General features: G+C 32.6%; 17 protein-coding genes and 2 pseudogenes. 9 read left to right on the top strand and 10 right to left on the bottom strand.

Annotated elements, in window-relative coordinates; genetic code table 11:
* Positions 1-294 (bottom strand): annotated as a pseudogene (locus OU788_RS08825) (hypothetical protein); the annotation flags it as partial.
* A gap of 194 nt (positions 295-488) precedes the next feature.
* Here OU788_RS08825 and OU788_RS08830 point away from each other — a divergent pair.
* The 3 genes from OU788_RS08830 (at position 489) to OU788_RS08840 (ending at position 3,468) form a co-directional block, all read left to right on the top strand.
* Entirely contained in the window at positions 489-740 is a 252-nt protein-coding gene (locus OU788_RS08830; RefSeq protein WP_133537019.1) for a type B 50S ribosomal protein L31, read from the top strand.
* A 96-nt stretch (positions 741-836) separates the two neighbouring features.
* Positions 837-2,372: an FMN-binding glutamate synthase family protein gene (locus tag OU788_RS08835; protein ID WP_274634838.1), complete on the top strand. Its 1,536-nt coding sequence runs from the start codon at positions 837-839 to the stop codon at positions 2,370-2,372.
* A gap of 10 nt (positions 2,373-2,382) precedes the next feature.
* A complete protein-coding gene (locus OU788_RS08840) occupies positions 2,383-3,468 on the top strand; it encodes a class I SAM-dependent methyltransferase (protein ID WP_274634839.1) in 1,086 nt (361 codons plus the stop codon).
* 45 nt (positions 3,469-3,513) lie between these two features.
* Here OU788_RS08840 and OU788_RS08845 read toward each other — a convergent pair whose 3' ends face one another.
* From OU788_RS08845 to rlmH, 8 genes are all read right to left on the bottom strand, one after another.
* A complete protein-coding gene (locus OU788_RS08845; RefSeq protein ID WP_274634840.1) occupies positions 3,514-4,155 on the bottom strand; it encodes an outer membrane beta-barrel protein in 642 nt (213 codons plus the stop codon).
* Positions 4,156-4,209: 54 nt separating this feature from the next.
* The gene (locus tag OU788_RS08850; protein ID WP_274634841.1) at positions 4,210-5,379 is read right to left on the bottom strand and encodes a histidine decarboxylase; all 1,170 of its coding nucleotides are present in this window, start codon (positions 5,377-5,379) and stop codon (positions 4,210-4,212) included.
* Between the two features lie 231 nt (positions 5,380-5,610).
* Positions 5,611-6,648 (bottom strand): M28 family metallopeptidase, encoded by a 1,038-nt coding sequence (locus OU788_RS08855; RefSeq protein WP_274634842.1) that lies wholly within the window; start codon positions 6,646-6,648, stop codon positions 5,611-5,613.
* 66 nt (positions 6,649-6,714) lie between these two features.
* Positions 6,715-7,512 (bottom strand): ABC transporter ATP-binding protein, encoded by a 798-nt coding sequence (locus tag OU788_RS08860; RefSeq protein WP_274634843.1) that lies wholly within the window; start codon positions 7,510-7,512, stop codon positions 6,715-6,717.
* A gap of 6 nt (positions 7,513-7,518) precedes the next feature.
* Positions 7,519-8,550 (bottom strand): FecCD family ABC transporter permease, encoded by a 1,032-nt coding sequence (locus OU788_RS08865; RefSeq protein WP_274634844.1) that lies wholly within the window; start codon positions 8,548-8,550, stop codon positions 7,519-7,521.
* Positions 8,551-9,129, bottom strand: a complete 579-nt coding sequence (locus tag OU788_RS08870; protein WP_274634845.1) for a non-canonical purine NTP diphosphatase — start codon at positions 9,127-9,129, stop codon at positions 8,551-8,553.
* Positions 9,130-9,266: 137 nt separating this feature from the next.
* Positions 9,267-10,118, bottom strand: coding sequence for a hypothetical protein (locus tag OU788_RS08875; RefSeq protein ID WP_274634846.1), 852 nt, complete (start codon positions 10,116-10,118; stop codon positions 9,267-9,269).
* 91 nt (positions 10,119-10,209) lie between these two features.
* Positions 10,210-10,683 (bottom strand): 23S rRNA (pseudouridine(1915)-N(3))-methyltransferase RlmH, encoded by a 474-nt coding sequence (rlmH, locus tag OU788_RS08880; protein WP_274634847.1) that lies wholly within the window; start codon positions 10,681-10,683, stop codon positions 10,210-10,212.
* Positions 10,684-10,846: 163 nt separating this feature from the next.
* Here rlmH and nadC point away from each other — a divergent pair, with 163 nt between their 5' ends.
* From nadC to folE, 6 genes are all read left to right on the top strand, one after another.
* A complete protein-coding gene (gene nadC, locus OU788_RS08885) occupies positions 10,847-11,707 on the top strand; it encodes a carboxylating nicotinate-nucleotide diphosphorylase (protein WP_274634848.1) in 861 nt (286 codons plus the stop codon).
* Between the two features lie 16 nt (positions 11,708-11,723).
* Positions 11,724-13,826, top strand: a complete 2,103-nt coding sequence (locus OU788_RS08890) for a M3 family metallopeptidase (RefSeq protein WP_446751483.1) — start codon at positions 11,724-11,726, stop codon at positions 13,824-13,826.
* Complete coding sequence (locus OU788_RS08895; RefSeq protein ID WP_274634849.1) at positions 13,827-14,396, top strand: pentapeptide repeat-containing protein; 570 nt, start codon at positions 13,827-13,829, stop codon at positions 14,394-14,396.
* A gap of 67 nt (positions 14,397-14,463) precedes the next feature.
* Positions 14,464-15,399, top strand: a complete 936-nt coding sequence (locus OU788_RS08900) for a YihY/virulence factor BrkB family protein (RefSeq protein ID WP_274634850.1) — start codon at positions 14,464-14,466, stop codon at positions 15,397-15,399.
* Positions 15,400-15,554: 155 nt separating this feature from the next.
* Complete coding sequence (hisS, locus tag OU788_RS08905) at positions 15,555-16,919, top strand: histidine--tRNA ligase (protein ID WP_274634851.1); 1,365 nt, start codon at positions 15,555-15,557, stop codon at positions 16,917-16,919.
* A 72-nt stretch (positions 16,920-16,991) separates the two neighbouring features.
* Entirely contained in the window at positions 16,992-17,660 is a 669-nt protein-coding gene (folE, locus tag OU788_RS08910; protein WP_408035055.1) for a GTP cyclohydrolase I FolE, read from the top strand.
* A gap of 261 nt (positions 17,661-17,921) precedes the next feature.
* Here folE and OU788_RS08915 read toward each other — a convergent pair.
* A pseudogene (locus OU788_RS08915) lies at positions 17,922-18,309 on the bottom strand (lytic transglycosylase domain-containing protein); the annotation flags it as partial.

Raw genomic sequence — 18,309 nt, forward strand, 5'->3', positions numbered from 1 at the left:
TAGTTTTTTAGATTTATTCGGATAAAAAGCCAAGGCTGTAACCGCATGTTTACCTACACCAAAATCAGCGGTGTTAATGATTACACTAGGTTCGTTTTTATTAACACGTTTATTGTTTACATATAACTGAACAGAATCTATTTGATTGCCTTCTAATTGTTCAAATTTTATCGCTGCTTTTTCACCTAAAGTAGTTTTCTTTGTTGTATCAAGTTTGAATTTGTAATTAGTTTCACTACAAGAAGTTATCAATAAAGTAGTTAGTCCTAAAGTTAAAAATGTATAAAAACGCATATATTAAAAGTTGTTTTCTGTGATTTAAAATCTTGTTGTACAAATTAAAGCAAATTATTTGTTTGCAAATTAAAAAAAAGGGTTAAATTTGCACCCTCAAAGAGCCATTGCAGGTTTTTGAATTATGAAATGATTATAAAGATTTACCAACTTTATATTTTTCAACAAAAATAAAAGATTTAAATTTACAAGAGATGAAAAAAGGTATACATCCAGAAAATTATAGAATGGTAGCGTTTAAAGATATGTCTAACGGAGATGTTTTCTTAACGCGTTCAACTGCTAATACAAAAGAAACTTTAGAAGTAGATGGTGTTGAATATCCATTAATCAAATTAGAAATTTCAAGAACTTCACATCCTTTCTACACTGGTAAGTCTAAGTTAGTAGATACAGCAGGACGTATTGATAAGTTCAAAAATAAGTACGCAAAATTTAAAAAGTAATTTTACGTATTTAATATATACGAGAAGCTCTGGCTATGTGTCAGGGCTTTTTTTATAGTTTAAAATCGTATTTTTGTCTCTAAAAAAAATAAAGAAATGAGAGATACTATCTTATCTGTAGTTTTAGCCATTAATATTCTGTGCGGAGTATTAGTATACTTTATGCCAGATATGGGAAATGTAATATTGTTAACAATAGCAACAGCTGTTACTTCATTAGCAATATATGATGCTTTTATTCAGAAGAAACACTCGCTTATGAGAGCGTTTCCTGTCATTGCTCGTTTGCGATGGGTCTTTGAAGAAGAACGTGAAAAAATTCAACAATACTTTATTGAAGATGATTTAAACGGAAAACCAATTAACCGTGAAAAGAGAAGTATTGTTTATCAACGTTCAAAGGAAGAGATAGAAACCGTGCCTTTTGGTACGCAACATAACGTATACGCAAAAGGGTATGAGTTTGTAAAACATTCATTATTTCCTAAAGATCACCACAATGTTGGTGGAGATCGAGTTTTAATAGGTTCTGATAAGTGTACACAAAAATACGATGCTTCTATAGTTAATATTTCTGCGATGTCTTTTGGTTCGTTAAGTAAAAATGCTATTATGGCATTGAACCAAGGAGCGAAAATGGGGAATTTTGCACACAATACAGGTGAAGGAGGAATCTCTCCGTATCACTTACAAGGAGGAGATCTTATTTTCCAAGTAGGAACAGGATATTTCGGAGCAGGAAAAAGTGTAGACGGAAGACGTGTTTTTGATCCTGGAGTTTTTAAGCAGAATGCAGAAAGACCAGAAGTAAAAATGGTTGAAATAAAGCTTTCTCAAGGAGCGAAACCTGGTCATGGAGGAATTTTACCTGCAAAGAAAAACACGAAAGAAATTGCAGCAATTCGTGCAATAGAACCTTTTACACGAGTAGATTCGCCTCCAGGTCATGATGCGTTTTCTAGTTTTGAAGAAATGATTGAATTTATTCAACAAGTTAGAGAGCTATCGGGAGGAAAACCGGTAGGAATTAAGTTTTGTGTAGGAGATAATGAAGAGATAGAAGCTATGATTAAAGCATTCGCTGATGCTAATAATTACCCTGACTTTATAGCTGTTGATGGAGGAGAAGGAGGTACTGGTTCTGCACCATTAGAGTTTTCAAACTACATAGGAACTCCGTTGTTAGAAGGACTTTCTTTTGTGAACAAAACATTAAAAAAATACGGATTAAAAGGGCAAATAAAAATTATAGCAAGTGGAAAAGCTATTGATGCTTTTGATATTATTAAATACTTGGCTTTAGGTGCTGATGCTATTGGAATGGCGCGTAGTTTTATGTTAAGTTTAGGATGTATTCAAGCTCGTGAATGTAACATGGATACATGTCCGGTAGGAGTAGCAACTCAAGAGAAAGATTTGGTAAAAGCTTTGGTTGTTGAGTATAAGAATGTACGTGTAAGAAATTACCATAATAAAACCATTAAAGCCGTTAAAGAAATGACAGCGGCAATGGGTAAAGAGTCTATCACAGAAATTGAATCAAAACACATTTTTAGGAGAGATAGAGGAGGAGAAATTACGTCGTTAGATAAGATTTATTTCCCAGAAGAAGAAGATGTGTTAATGTATTAAAAACAGTTTGTTGGAGTTTAATTCTCAAACATATCAGTTAGAACGTTACCCAAAAACGTTCGATAAAAGTTTGCGAGCTTGGAGTAATGCTGAACTGTTGGTGTTAGATTATATTGCTGATAGAAGCCCCGAAACGGTACATGTTTTTAATGATCGTTTCGGAGTGTGGAATTGTGCTTTGCACGATAAAAAAGTCACTACAGTTTGGACGTATGCTAGCCAACAGAAAGCAATTCGTAAAAATTTAGAATTGAATAAGTTGGCTGTTGAAGTTGACTATAAAACTCTGTTAGACAATTTACAGAGTGTTGAGTTGGCACTGATTAAAATTCCGAAGTCGATAGAATTGTTTGAGTTGTTCTTAGAGCAAATCCATAAAGCTTCACATGAGAATACTGAAGTAGTTTGTGGGTTTATGACCAAATACTTTTCAACTTCTTTTGTAAAAGTTGCTGAGCAGTATTTTGAAGAGGTAACTCAGTCACAAGCGTGGAAAAAAGCACGATTATTAGTGTTGAAATCGCCTAAAAAACCACTTCCGAAGAAAGAATTTATCAATACAATTTTATGGAAAGATAAAACTCTTCAACAATATTACGGAGTGTTTTCTTCAGGAAGTATCGACATTGGTACCCAATTTTTTTTAGAGAATTTAGAATTAAAATCTGACGAGTTAAAAGTGTTGGATGTTGCTTCAGGGAATGGTATCATCGCTTATGAAGTAACGAATCAAAATTCTGATGTAGAAGTAACTTTAGTAGACGATTTTAACTTGGCTATTGAATCATCTAAAATAAACTTAAAAGGAAAAAAAGCACAGTTTGTGTGTGATGATACTTTAGAAAAATTAGATAAAAACTCGTTCGATTTAGTGGTGTCAAATCCACCTTTTCATTTTGAACATGAAAATAACATAGAAGTAGCACTCAATCTTTTTAGAGGTGTAGAAAATTGTTTAAAAGTAAACGGAAGGTTTTTATTAGTTGCTAATTCGCATCTAAATTATAGTACACATCTCAATCAATTGTTTGCTTCGGTAAGTATATTGAAACAGAATAAAAAGTTTCAAATTATAGAATGTATAAAAAAACGCTAAGAAAATTCTTAGCGTTTTTTGGTTGATAGAATAATAATTTGACTATTACCAGTAATACGATAAACCGAACATTAAATCAGTTGAGTTTATATTAAAGTTGAAAGAACTCGAAGTTCTTTTTGGTGGATTTCCGTATTTTTGAGTGCTATTGGTATAACCTAAAGCTCCTATGTTAGCTTCTAAAGCTAATTTTTTGTTTAAGAAATAAGTTATTCCTGGTCTAACACCGATAAAATACTCATTTGTGTGACCGCTATAAGAATTGAAAACGTCATTGTTTTCATATTCTGAATAGCTATATCTAAACTCTCCTTGTACAGAAATCGTTAATTTTTCTCCAACAGGAAAATGCTTTTTAATGTAAGGGAAAATTCTAAAATTATTAGAAGTATTAGCAGGATTGTTTATTGTGTTTTCTATTTCGTTTTTCGAATACCCATATCCTAACCCTAAACCTAAAATTAAGTTGTCATTAATAGTGTAACCTACTTTAGGAGAGAAATTAAAATTAAAATATTTTGAGGCTTCAGGTAAATCTTCAAATTCAGAGCTGTTGTGTCCGAAAGAAATATTTCCGCCAACATACCACGTACCTTTTTCAATAGTTGATTTTTTGTTTCCTTCTATTTCTTGCGCATTGGAAAATGACAATGCAAGTAGCATTGTACACAGTAATAATTTTTTCATAATTAAATTTTCTTTTAAAGTAGCCGAAAGTACTGTTTATAGTTTAACCGAATGTTAGCTTAATGAAAAATCATAGGAAAACTCTTCTTCAATAATTTGTTCGGTGCAATTTTTTAAATCGCTTACAAATTCATCAATCTGTGCTTTTGTTACATTGGGCATACAAATTACATGAGAAATAGCTCCTTCGGTAGCTAATTGCCATTTGTCTTTTATACTTTTCGGAGTTTTTGGTAATACCACAGTAATCGCATTTGGGTTTCTCCAAGCATTTATTCCAATTTTTTGTAATTCAGCTTCGCAATATTCAGCAATAGCTAAACTATGCTCATAACGTTGTTGTAAGCCCTCAACTCCTAATTGCTTTAAGGTATACCATAAGAATAAAGGAGAATGGCCATTACGAGAACCTGTAATGGTAGTATCAAACGAACCGATATAAGAAATTCCCTTGGCAATTCTATCTCTGTTAGATCGTTTAGCCATCAGCACTCCAGTAGGAATAGGAGAGCCTATAAATTTATGTCCACTGATAGAAATACTATCTGCACCGTCCATAAAGTCAAAAGGTAAACGAGGCTGCATAAACGGACCAAATGATCCAGCCAAAGCAGCATCACAGTGAATATAATGGTCTTGAATAGCGAGGTTGCTTAAAATTCCTTTAATTTTAGCTATATCGTCTTTTGCTTCTTTCATAGTTGTACCAAAAGTAGCCAATACGATTACTGGCTTATGACGATTCATACGAACAGTATTTTCAAAATCTTCATAATCCATTTCACCATTTTCTTGCGATTTAATTACAATACTTGGAATGTTTAATAAATGGATATTCTTTCGAACACTGTAATGCGTAGACTCAGAATAGTATACCATGGCTTTCGGAAATAACTCGCGAGCGATATACAATCCGTATAAATTACTTTCAGATCCACCATTGGTTACATACCCCCAAAAATCTTTCGGATTTGCTCTGAATAACTTAGCGAAAAAAGCGATAACCTCACGTTCCATTTCATGAGTTTGTACGCGGTAAGTCCCTTGCTCAAAAGGATCACCAAGGTTGTTAATTGGATATTGAAAGAATTTATTTAGTTCAGAATAGTCAAAATCTTTTGATACAGGATAGCCTAAAAAAGTATCACGAGCACTACTTAGTTCTTGTTCTAGTTTATGTAGTTTCTCTTGATTTTCTACTGATAATTTTTGCTCGTTTGCCATAAGTGTAATTTTAAGCGCGCAAAAGTATGTTAAACAATAGTATTTATCATTTAAAATATTAAAAGTTAGATTATTTTTCCAATAAAAATATTTTAACCGTTAAATAATCTGTTTTGAGTTCCTGAGACTAGTTTTTAATGAAGGATTTTAATCTGAGTTAATAGTTAAGTATAAAAAAAGCTCATCAATTTGATGAGCTTTTATAACTTGTAATTTAAATTTGGATAGACCTTAGTTTGCTGCTTTATCAACAACAAGTCGATTTTCACGGTTGGCAACTTCCCAAGCAGTATGAAAAACTAAACGAGTTCTTTTTTCTAACATTTCGTAGTTAATCTTGTCAGGAGTGTCGGTTGGTCTGTGATAGTCGTCATGTGTTCCGTTAAAGTAAAAAATTACTGGAATATTATGCTTTGCAAAGTTATAATGGTCTGAACGATAGTAAAAACGGTTAGGGTCATTATCATCGTTATATTTATAGTCTAAGTTAATATTAGTGTACTTTTTATTCATTGCTTCAGAAACGTTATGCAATTCAGTACTTAGCTTGTCTGCTCCAATTAAATATATATAGTTCGGATTTCCTTTATGGTGATCGTCAACTCTACCAATCATGTCCATATTTAGGTTGGTAACTGTATTCGCTAATGGGAAAATTGGGTTTTCAGAATAGTATTTAGATCCTAATAATCCTTTTTCTTCTCCAGTAACGTGTAAAAATAAGATAGAACGCTTTGGACCTTTACCAGCATCAGCAGCTTGTTTAAAAGCTTCAGCAATTTCTAAAATAGCTACTGTTCCAGAACCGTCGTCATCAGCACCGTTGTAGATTTCACCATTTTTAACTCCTTCATGGTCTAAATGAGCTGAAATAACAATTATTTCTTCTGGCTTTTCAGATCCTTTGATGTATGCAAGAACGTTTTCAGAATCTTTTAAAATGATTCCTCTACGGTTATTGCTTAAATATTCAGAAGGTACTTCTTGATAATAATCATCGCCACCTAGCGGAGAAGCAATTCCTTGACTTACGTAGAAATCTTTTAAATACTTTACTGCTTTTTTCTGCCCAGGTTCACCGGTATTTCTTCCTTCAAATTCATCCGAAGCATAAATAAATAAGTGTTTACCTAAGTCTTTAGCAGTAATGGTTTTGGCGTATTTAGCAGCAAAATCAGTGGTAGTATCATTGTCAGTACTAGCTGTGTCTTTGCTAGAACCACATGCTACCAATGCTATTGCACCTGCCATGTAAAGTAATTTTTTCATCGATAATTAAGGTTTGTTTAGTTCGATTAGTTTTCAAATGTAACAAAACGTTACTAGGAGTCAAATTTAATTTTTCTTAATAACGAATTGTTCTAACGTTTTGTTAAAACTTATAAGTTCTTTCGGAAAAAGTTCTTCAAAAGCATTTTGCTCAATCAATTCTTGAGAAGTTCCAGTATATAATTGATTTTCTGAAAGTAAAATGAACTCATCTGCTAATTGAATAGCAAGGTTTACTTCGTGTGTAGAAATAATGATAGTTTTACCAGTCTTTTTCACTAGTTTTTTTAGTAATGAAAATACTTTAAAAGTATGGTGTATGTCTAGGTGAGCAGTAGGTTCGTCTAAGATAATAATTTCGGTATCTTGAGCTAAAGCTCGAGCAATTAATACACGTTGTAGTTGACCGTCACTTAACTCGTAAAATCGTTTGTCTTTTATATGGGTGATTTCAGTTTGCTCAATCGCCCAAAGTATTTTTTTTAGGTGCTCTTGAGTAAGTTTGTCAATCCAGTTAGTATAAGGTTGTCGTCCCAATGCAACCAATTCAAAAACGGTGAGCTGACTTAAAGGTAAACGCTCGGTAAGTACTAAGCTTAAACAAGTTGAAAGTTCTTGGTTCGAATAAGAAGAAAGTTCTTTTTGGTTAATTTTTACGATACCTTTCAGTGGTTTTTGAACTTTAGAAAGTGTACGTAGTAAAGTAGATTTTCCAATTCCATTTTTACCCAATAATGCAACAAATTTTCCTTTTTCAATTGCAATATTTATGTCTGAAGCAATAACTGTTTGTTGCTTTTTTGACTGATAGCCAATGGTTAATTGTTCAGTTTGTAGTACGGTATGTTTTTCAGAATTTATCAAAACGACTTATATGTATATTTTCTTTTTTCGAACGAGTAACCAAATTACAATAGGAGCCCCAAACAATGAGGTTATAGCATTAATAGGTAAAGTGTACTCACTCGTTGGTAACTGTGCTATACAGTCGCAAATTAGTAAAACAATTGCTCCAATCAAAGCAGCGGAAGGGAGTAATATTTTGTGGTTAGAGGTTGAAAATAACATTTTAGCTATATGTGGAACTGCTAACCCAACAAAGGCTATAGGACCAGAAAAAGCGGTGATAACCCCAGTAAGAATACTTGTAATTAGTAAAATGATGTTTCTGCTTCTTTTAATGTTTATTCCCAGACTTTGCGCGTAGTTTTCACCTAAAAGAAAACTGTTTAAAGGTTTTATAACCGAAAAAGTCCCAAGTATACCAACAAGATAAATAAGGCCAAAAATAGAAAGTTCTTCCCAAGTTAAATTTCCTAAGCTTCCAAAGCTCCAAAATAAGTATTGTTGTATTTGTTCTGCTTGACTAAAAAAGGCAAGTACACTAATTACTGCCGATGTTAAAGAGCCAAACATTAACCCAATAATAAGTATAGACATGGTGTTTCGAACTCTATTGGCAGCAATAATCACCGCAGACAGTACAAAAAATGACCCAATACTAGCAGCAATTGCCAAAGCCCAATTAGAAAACATAGATGTTAAAAAGAAACCTCCAAAAACGCTAGTTCCTAAAATAAGTAATGCAACACCTAAACTAGCACCAGAAGAAATACCCAAAACAAAAGGGCCTGCTAGCGGGTTTCTAAATAAAGTTTGCATTAATAAACCACTTATAGATAAGCCAGATCCTACTAAAATTGCAGTAATAGCTTTTGGTAGGCGATAGCTTACAATAATGGTTTCCCAACTACTTTTTGATGCAACACCTCCTGATAATAAGTTGAAAATTTCTTTTATGGGGATAGAAACAGAACCTAAACTAATATTGGTAATAAATAAAATAACCAGCAGTACAAACAGGAGTGCAAAATGTGTTGTGTATGTTTTTGATACGTTCAACTAGTTCATTGATTTTAGAAATGAAACTAATTGCTGAATAGCTAATCCTCTATGGCTAATTTTGTTTTTTTCTTCTGCTGTCATTTCAGCAAAAGAGTTGTTATAACCTTCAGGTTGAAAAATAGGGTCGTAGCCAAAACCTTGCTCACCTTGTTTTTCAGATAGAATTTGTCCCTTACACACGCCGTCAAATAAAAATTGTTCTCCGTTTAAGTTTAAACAAACCGAAGTTCTAAACTGAGCGTCTCTATTAGTTTTGTTGTGTAATTCGTTTAAGAGTTTTTGCATGTTGTTCTCTGCATTGGTAGGTTCACCTGCATATCGTGCAGAATACACTCCAGGAGCCCCGTTTAAAGCAGGAACTTCTAAACCTGTGTCATCAGCAAAACAGTTGTAACCGTATTTTTCGCTAATGTGATTGGCTTTAATTTGAGCATTTCCTTCTAAGGTTGTTGCTGTTTCTTCAATATCATCAAAACAATTAATATCTTTTAAAGAAAGTAACTCGATAGTAGTAGGAAGCATTTTTTGTACTTCAGCAAGTTTATTTAGGTTGTTAGTAGCAAAAACTAATTTCATGTATTGGTAATTAACTAAAGCAAATGTATTCAATTTTTATCATCTTTACTGTTGTTTTTCTTATTTGTAGAAGGAATACAGTTGCATAAAGCGTTCACATAGAAAAATAAAAAAGAGGCTTTAAAGCCTCTTTTTTTTTATCCTTTAATTTTTGATAATTCAAGTTTTTTAGCGTCTATTTCGTTTTCTATTTTAAGTAAACGAGTTTCGATTTGGCTGATGATAGCTTCTTTTCGTTCGATACTTTCTTTAGAAGTAGAAGCGTCTTTTTTAGCTTCTTCTAGTTTAGATTTCATTTTTGCTAAACCTTCTTTTCCACTAATCAAAATTTCTTCATTAATGCTAATATCATCTTCAAGATCACTTATTAATGTGTTTTTCTCTTTGCTAATGTTTTGCTCCTTAGCCTTAATTTGATTGCTTAATTGCTTCAGTTTTTCTTCTTCTAAACGTAAAGCTTCTTGTTCTTTTAAGTAAGCAAGCTCTCTAGCTTTTCTTTCTTCGTCTAATTTTTTACGAGCATCTTCTAATTTTTGCTTTTGTAAAAGAATTTCTTTTTGTTCACTACTAATGTTGTCTTCGTATACAATACTTGTGTTTTGAGCAGGAGTTTCAGTCTTTTCTGTTGTAGGTTGCTCTTTTTTTAGTTTTCTAGCTAGTTTTTTTTCAAGAGAAGCTAAATCTTGTTTGTGTAAATCAATTTGAGAATTTAATTTGGTAAGTCTTCGTTGCATATTTGCAACAATTTTTTCTTTTCTCTCTACTTCTTCTTTTGTGGCTTTTTTACTTTTCTTAAAGTTTTCTAAGTTTGCTTTTACACGTTTTAAAGCGCTAACGCCACTCATTAAAATTTCTTCATTAGCACTAATTTGATTTTTCTTGTGTTTAACCTGAGTCTTTAACGTTTTAACGTCACTTTGCGCATAAATTTGTTGTGAGCAAATAAAGGTTATAAAGAAGATAGATGCTAATATTCTTAATGTTTTCATATTTAATAAGTTTAATTTTTTGGGGCGCAAAAGTACAGCTTATTACTAAAAGAACATTGCTTTATATGGCTTTTTTGAAAAAGGAAATAATTTACTCGTGATGATACGGTTCGTTACGAAGAATAGTAAATCCGCGATAAATTTGCTCCACAATAAATAAGCGAATCATTTGATGAGAAAAGGTCATTTTTGATAACGATAATTTTCCCTGTGCTTTAGTATACACAGCCTCAGAAAAACCATAAGGGCCGCCAATAACTAATACTAATTGTTTAATGCCAGAATTCATTTTCTTCTGAAGATATTGCGAAAACTCCATAGAAGTATGTTGTTTTCCTTTGTCGTCTAATAAAACTAGTTGGTCGGTAGCTTGTAGTTTAGATAGAATTAATTCTCCTTCTTTTTCTTTTTGCTGAGGCTCGCTTAAGTTTTTAACATTTTTAATATCAGGAATAATTTCCAACTCAAACTTTACATAATGTTTTAATCGGTTTTGATATTCGTCAATTAATTGCTGTAACTGCTTATTGTCAGTTTTACCTATGGCGAGTAGTTTTATTTTCATAATGTCACTTCGAGTGATTTTCGATTTTAAGAGAAAATTATATCGAGAAGTTTTGATATCGCAATGTTCTCGATACAAATTTATTCGTTTTTAACTCATAAATTCACTTGAACCGACAGAAAGTTTAAAATCATTAGTATTTTTACGTCAATAATTCAATACTATGATTTCACAAGAACAATTTAATAAAGAGTTAGATTTAATTATAGCAAATGCTATTAGAGAAGATATAGGCGATGGTGATCATACATCATTATCATGCATACCTGCCGATGCAACAGGAAAAGCAAAATTATTAGTAAAAGACGAAGGTATAATAGCCGGAGTAGAATTTGCTAAAATGGTGTTTGCTTATGTGGATCCTGAGTTAGAAGTTGAAACATTAATAAATGATGGTGAAAAAGTGAAGTATGGAGATATCGTTTTTTATGTATCAGGAAAATCACAGTCTATTTTAATGGCAGAACGTTTGGTGTTAAATGCAATGCAACGTATGAGTGCTATTGCAACCAAAACTAAGTTTTTTGCTGATTTGTTAGAAGGAACCAAAACCAAAGTGTTAGACACTCGTAAAACCACACCAGGAATCCGTGCTTTAGAAAAATGGGCGGTAAAAATAGGTGGTGGTGAAAACCATCGATTTGCTTTATACGATATGGTAATGATTAAAGACAATCATATTGATTTTGCTGGAGGCATTACTCAAGCAATTACGAAAACTAAGAAGTATTTAGCTGAAAAAGGGCTGGATATTAAAATAATTGTAGAAGCACGTAGCCTAGAAGAAATTGAAGAGATTTTACAAAACGAAGGTGTATACAGAATTTTGATAGATAACTTTAATTATGAGGATACCCGTAAAGCAGTTGAGTTGATTGGAGAGCAATGTTTGACAGAATCTTCAGGAGGAATTAACGAAAAAACCATTCGTAAGTATGCAGAGTGCGGAGTGGATTTTATCTCATCAGGAGCCTTAACACATTCGGTTTACAATATGGATTTAAGCTTAAAAGCAGTCGAATAATATAACTTAATTTATCATGAAAAAACAACTATTATTTATAGCAACACTGGTTGTAGCTATGTCATGTAAAACAGAAGGAACAAAAAAAGAAACCACTTCAAACATGGTAGAAAATCCATTATTAGTTAAAAGTTCTTTAGATTTTGGAGCACCAGATTTTACTAAAATAAAGAACGAACACTTTATGCCTGCAATTTTAAAAGGTATGGAAGTTCAAAATGAAGAAATAGCTAAAATTATAGCAAATACAGAAGCGCCAACATTTGAAAATACAATTGTAGCGTTAGAGGAAAGTAGCAAAACGTTAGACAATGCTACGGCTGTTTTTTATGCTTTAGCAGGAGCACATACAAACGATACAATTAAAGACAATCAAAAAGAATTAGCGCCTAAGTTTTCTAAACACAACGATGAAATTTTATTAAACACTAAGTTGTTTGAAAAAATTAAAGCGGTTCACGAAAATGTAGAAAATCTTGATTTAGATGCTGAGTCTAAACACTTGGTAAAAGAGTATTACAAAAACTTTGTAAAAGCAGGTGCTAACTTATCTGAAGAAAAGAAAAACGAGTTAAAAGAAATCAATGCTGAGTTAGCAAGTTTATCTAACGACTTCGGAAAAAAGTTATTAGACGCTAGTAAAAAAGGAGGTTTAACAGTTACGGATAAAGAGCAGTTAAAAGGACTTTCAGAAGAAACAATTAAAGGTTTAGAAAAAGACGGCAAGTACGAAATCCAATTGATTAATACTACACAACAACCGTTATTACAAACTTTAGAAAATAGAGAAGTTCGTAAAGGATTGTTTGAAAAATCAATTCACAGAACAGATACAGGCGATTATGATACAAGCGACTTGGTAAAGAAAATGGCTTTGTTACGTGCTAAAAAGGCGCAAATTTTAGGTTTTGACAACTATGCAAGCTGGAGTTTACAAGGAACAATGGCATCTACACCAGATAAAGTGTTTGAAATGTTCAACGGATTAATTCCTGGTTCGCTAGCAAAAGTAGCTGCTGAAACGAAAGAAATTCAAGCAGAAATCAATAAAGAAGGAAACAACTTTACTTTAGCTCCATACGATTGGAATCATTTTGCTGAAAAAGTACGTAAGTCTAAATACAACTTAAACGAAGATGAGGTAAAACCGTACTTTGAGTTAACTAATGTATTAGAAAAAGGAGTGTTTTACGCTGCTACAAAATTATACGGAATCACCTTTAAAAAGCGTACCGATATTCCTACTTATCACCCAGATGTAGTAGTGTATGAAATCTTTGAAGAAGACGGAAGCAAGTTAGGATTATTCTATGGAGATTTCTTTGCAAGAGACAGTAAGCGCGGTGGCGCGTGGATGGGAGCTTTTGTAAAACAATCGAAATTAAGAGGTCAAAAACCAGTAATTTACAACGTTTGTAATTACCCAAAACCAGCAGAAGGAGAACCAGCATTAATCAGTTTTGATAATGTAGAAACTACCTTCCATGAGTTCGGACATGCGTTACACGGTTTATTCGGAAATCAAAAATATGCATCAATTTCAGGAACAAGTACGGCAAGAGATTTTGTTGAGTTTCCATCGCAATTCAATGAAAACTGGTCAACACATCCAGAGGTGTTAAATAACTATGCTTTACATTATAAAACAGGAGAAGTGATTCCAGATGCGTTATTACAAAAAATTAAGAATGCAGGAACGTTCAATCAAGGGTATTCAATTATTGAAAACTTAGCATCTTCTAATTTAGATATGCAATGGCACACCATATCAGCAGATACGAACATTGAAGATGTAGCTAAATTTGAAGAAGAAGCATTAGCTAAAATGAAGTTGAAGATTGATGAGGTGCCACCAAGATATCGATCAACATATTTCGCGCATATTTTTAGCGGAGGATACGGTGCAGGGTACTACTCGTATTTATGGACAGAAATGTTAAGTCACGATGCGTACGATTGGTTTAAAAACAACGGATTGTTAACTAGAGAAAACGGTCAGAAGTTTAGAGAGCAAATCTTATCGAAAGGAAACACGATGGACTATGCAGAAATGTATAAAGTTTTTGCAGGAAGAGATCCACAAGCTGAACCAATGCTAAAAGCGAGAGGATTACAATAAATGAATGATTTCTTTGACAACGAAACGTTCACAAAAGTTGATTTTACACTAACAAAAATCAACAAAGGAGAATATGACAGCTGTACGTTCGAGAATTGCAATTTCGAGAACGTACATGCTTCAAATATCGAATTTTTAGAGTGTGAGTTTATCAACTGTAATTTTAGCAATACAGTGGTAGACCACACTTCTTTTAAAGATTGCACTTTTGAAAATTGTAAAATGGTTGGGGTAAAGTTTAATGAATGCAACAACTTTTTGCTAGAAATGAGTTTTCATAACTGCCAACTAAACTTATCTTCTTTTTACCAATTAAAAATTCCTACTACAAAATTTATAAGTTGTAATTTGCAAGAAGTAGATTTTGTTGAAGCTGACCTAAGTAGAGGTCTCTTTAAAGATTGTGATTTAAAAGGAGCAATTTTTGATCAGACGAATTTAGAAAAAGCAGACTTTACAACTGCCACTAATTTTGCTATCGATCCTGAAAGCAATAGGGTTAAAAAAGCGAAATTTTCTAATGAAAACATTGTAGGATTATTGTATAAGTATGATATTGTGGTGGAGTAAAGTTTGAAAGTGAAAAAGAAAAATTAAAAGCTAATAGCATAGAGCCAAAAGCCAACAGCTAACGAAAATGACAAAACCAATAGAAGATAACCTTGAAAAGATTCCAGTAATAAACAGGTTGGTAGCCTTCGGAAAAAAGATTAAAATTCCAGGACTAGAAGGAATGTCTTTGTATGATGTACTCGAAATGTATGTTATTGGTATTGTAAAAGGAGCGCTAACTACTAGAGCAGGAGGAATTGCTTTTAGTTTCTTTATGGCAATTTTTCCGTTTTTACTATTCATTTTAACACTCATTCCATACATCCCGATTGAAGGTTTTCAAGAAGGGCTACTTTCATTAATGCAAGAAGCATTGCCACCAAAAACCTTTGAAGCGGTAGATTTTGTGATAAAAGATATTATTAACAATCAATATGGCGGATTGTTATCGTTTGGTTTTTTTGCATCTATTTTTTTAATGACGAATGGTGTAAATGCCATTTTTGGCGGATTTGAATATTCGTACCATGTCAAAGAAATGAGAAGTGTTTTTAAAGCCTATTTTATTTCTTTAGGCGTATCGTTACTCATGTCTTTTTTCTTAATTGTAACGGTAACTTTGATTATCTTTTATCAAATAGCGTTGACAAGAATCCATAAGTTTGGGTGGTTAAATACAGGAGATTTAGATTTGTTTTACTACGGAAGAGGTTTCTTGTTTCTTGTAATGATTTTTACCATTGTATCGCTACTCTTTAGATACGGAACCAAACAGGGTAAAGATGTAAAATTCTTTTCTCCAGGAGCTATTTTAACGACTGTTGTTTCGATGTTTACCTTTTACTTATTCGGAATTTATGTGGTGAAATTTGCTCAGTATAACCAATTATATGGTTCAATAGGAACCTTATTAATTTTGATGCTTTTTGTATGGTTAAACGCAATTATCCTACTCTTAGGTTTTGAGTTAAATGCTACGATTTACCGTTTAAAGCGTAAAAATAAAGCGAGAGCTAAATAATATTTTTCTTCATATTTTTTCGGATATTTGCAGGCTAAAATGCAAATCAAATTAGGAATTAACAATTACAAATTGTCAATTAATTCATAATTATAAATATACTTTAGTACTTAGTGTAACTAACGACTAAGAGCTAACGACTAAAAACTAATAAAATGAAACCAGGAATCCCAAAAGGAACAAGAGATTTTTCATCAACAGAAGTAGCAAAAAGAAATTACATTTTTAATACGATTAAACATTCGTTTGAAAATTTCGGATTTCAACCTATTGAAACGCCAAGTTTTGAAAATTCTGAAACTTTAATGGGGAAATATGGTGAAGAAGGAGATCGTTTAATTTTTAAAATTTTAAATTCTGGTGATTATTTAAAGAAAGTAGATGAAAACTTATTGGCAGATAAAAACAGTCAAAAAGTTACTTCAAAAATTTCTGAAAAAGCATTACGTTACGATTTAACAGTACCGTTTGCACGTTACGTAGTTCAACACCAAAACGAAATTACATTCCCGTTTAAACGTTACCAAATTCAACCAGTTTGGAGGGCAGATAGACCACAAAAAGGACGTTTCCGTGAGTTTTATCAATGTGATGCCGATGTGGTAGGAAGTACTTCATTATGGCAAGAAGTTGAATTTGTTCAATTATATGATACTGTTTTTAGTAAGTTAGGATTAAAAGGTACGACTATCAAAATCAATAACCGAAAAATCTTATCAGGAATTGCTGAGGTAATTGGTGCATCAGACAAATTAATAGATTTTACAGTAGCTTTAGATAAGTTAGATAAAATAGGAAAAGACGGTGTGGTTAAGGAGATGTTGGAGAAAGGAATTTCTGCTGAAGCCATTGAAAAAGTTGATCCGTTATTTAACTTTTCAGGAAGTAATCAAGATAAGTTAGCTTCTTTAGAGGCTATGTTACAAGGATCGGAAGAAGGTTTACAAGGAGTGGCTGATTTAAGAACTGTGGTTGATAGTGTTGAAAGCATTGGGTTAGATTCTGCAAGTTTAGAATTAGATGTAACCTTAGCTCGCGGATTGAACTATTACACAGGTGCTATTTACGAAGTAGCAGCGCCAGAAGGTGTAAAAATGGGATCTATCGGAGGTGGAGGTCGTTATGATGACTTAACAGGAATCTTCGGCTTAAAAGACGTTTCTGGAGTAGGAATTTCTTTCGGATTAGACAGAATTTATTTGGTAATGGAAGAATTAGGATTGTTTGAAGCGGTAGAATTACCAAAACCAAAAGTATTGTTTTTAAATTTTGATGAAAGCGAGAGTTTAGAAAAAGTTAAAATCATAAAAACATTACGTAGTAATGACATAAAGGCAGAGATGTATCCTGATGTTGCAACGAGTAATAATCAACAAAAAAAGCAGTGGAAATACGCTATAAATAGAGAAATTGAGTTTGTAGTAACTACTGTTGAAAACGGTACACTTGTTGTTAAAGATATGGCGGTTGGAGAGCAAACTACTTGTTCTTTAGACGAATTGATAAATAAAGTGCAGTAAATTACCAACAATGTTGTAAATTTGCGCCCTACTAATTTTTAGATAGAAATGTTTGAAGTGAACAGCAACAAAATGAATGACGATAGAATAGACGAAATAGGAGAGAACCACATCGGTACATCGGCAAAAACACCTTTACGTGCAGATGCTTTCGATATTTCTGACAAAGAAAAAATTGAAAAAATTCAAGAGAGTGTTAGAGAAATTCTTGAAACTTTAGGAATGGATTTAACAGACGATAGTATGAAAGGTACTCCTAAAAGAGTAGCTAAAGCTTTCGTGAATGAGTTGTTTATGGGATTAAATCCTGAAAACAAACCAGAGCCTTCTACATTTGACAATACCTATAAGTATGGTGAAATGTTAGTTGAAAAAAATATCATCGTGTACTCAACTTGTGAGCATCACTTATTGCCAATTATTGGTAGAGCTCACGTGGCGTACATTTCGAATGGTAAAGTAATCGGTTTATCTAAAATGAATCGTATTGTAGAGTACTATGCTAAGCGTCCGCAAGTACAAGAGCGTTTAACGATGCAAGTAGTACAAGCAATGCAAGAAGCCTTAGGAACGCAAGATGTAGCTTGTGTTATTGATGCTAAACATTTATGTGTTAACTCACGTGGTATTAAAGATATTGAAAGTAGTACAGTAACTGCTGAGTTTGGTGGAGCATTTAAAAATAAAGAAACCAAACGTGAATTTTTAGATTACATAAAATTAAACACTGATTTTCAATAGAAAATAAGTTGTAAATAAACAACAAAGCGCATTCGAAAGAATGCGCTTTTTTGTTTTATGCTTTTGCTTTAAACCTCTTATATCCAGTAAAAAAGAAGAATAAACTAAAGATGATTTTTATACCTAAGTAAAAATACTTATCCGTCGTTGTCCAAGAGAAAAGCAACTTGTATATCTCTTTATTTTCTAAAAATTGAGCAACACCATCAAATAGTATAACTAAACCAAATATAAGATAAAAATAGGGCATTACTTTATTCATTATTGAACAGGGATTTTAATTTCGTATAATTTTCTACTCTTATTATTTAATTTGTTTTCTCTTAACCAAGAGTTGTGTAGTTTTAAATCTTTGTAAGTAGTACCAAACTTTTTAGCAAACAAAGCAATATCTGTAATGGCTGTATCTACTTTTACAGTGTAGGTTTCAGGTAATGTGTATAAATCTTCTTTATCGAATGTGAAACCGTATTTTTCTGGATTTGAGATGATTTCTTTTAAGGCTAAAATTCTGAATACATATCGTTCAGTTTCGTCAGGTAATAAAGCATCGTAATAGCTAGTTACTCCTTGCTCATCTAATCTTCTAGAAACACCGTAATTTCCTGCATTATAAGCTGCAGCAGCAAGTGTCCAAGAACCAAAACGT

Origin of the sequence: Tenacibaculum sp. L6, from assembly GCF_028823685.1 — a bacterium.
Lineage (GTDB): Bacteria > Bacteroidota > Bacteroidia > Flavobacteriales > Flavobacteriaceae > Polaribacter.

Excerpts from the sequence above, each read along its gene's own strand:
- OU788_RS08870 (WP_274634845.1), bottom strand. The coding sequence starts at position 9,129 with ATGAAATTAGTTTTTGCTACTAACAACCTAAATAAACTTGCTGAAGTA.
- OU788_RS08900 (WP_274634850.1), top strand. The coding sequence starts at position 14,464 with ATGACAAAACCAATAGAAGATAACCTTGAAAAGATTCCAGTAATAAAC.
- OU788_RS08855 (WP_274634842.1), bottom strand. The coding sequence starts at position 6,648 with ATGAAAAAATTACTTTACATGGCAGGTGCAATAGCATTGGTAGCATGT.
- OU788_RS08895 (WP_274634849.1), top strand. The coding sequence starts at position 13,827 with ATGAATGATTTCTTTGACAACGAAACGTTCACAAAAGTTGATTTTACA.
- folE (WP_408035055.1), top strand. The coding sequence starts at position 16,992 with ATGAATGACGATAGAATAGACGAAATAGGAGAGAACCACATCGGTACA.
- OU788_RS08830 (WP_133537019.1), top strand. The coding sequence starts at position 489 with ATGAAAAAAGGTATACATCCAGAAAATTATAGAATGGTAGCGTTTAAA.
- OU788_RS08835 (WP_274634838.1), top strand. The coding sequence starts at position 837 with ATGAGAGATACTATCTTATCTGTAGTTTTAGCCATTAATATTCTGTGC.
- rlmH (WP_274634847.1), bottom strand. The coding sequence starts at position 10,683 with ATGAAAATAAAACTACTCGCCATAGGTAAAACTGACAATAAGCAGTTA.
- nadC (WP_274634848.1), top strand. The coding sequence starts at position 10,847 with ATGATTTCACAAGAACAATTTAATAAAGAGTTAGATTTAATTATAGCA.
- hisS (WP_274634851.1), top strand. The coding sequence starts at position 15,555 with ATGAAACCAGGAATCCCAAAAGGAACAAGAGATTTTTCATCAACAGAA.
- OU788_RS08875 (WP_274634846.1), bottom strand. The coding sequence starts at position 10,118 with ATGAAAACATTAAGAATATTAGCATCTATCTTCTTTATAACCTTTATT.
- OU788_RS08890 (WP_446751483.1), top strand. The coding sequence starts at position 11,724 with ATGAAAAAACAACTATTATTTATAGCAACACTGGTTGTAGCTATGTCA.
- OU788_RS08845 (WP_274634840.1), bottom strand. The coding sequence starts at position 4,155 with ATGAAAAAATTATTACTGTGTACAATGCTACTTGCATTGTCATTTTCC.
- OU788_RS08850 (WP_274634841.1), bottom strand. The coding sequence starts at position 5,379 with ATGGCAAACGAGCAAAAATTATCAGTAGAAAATCAAGAGAAACTACAT.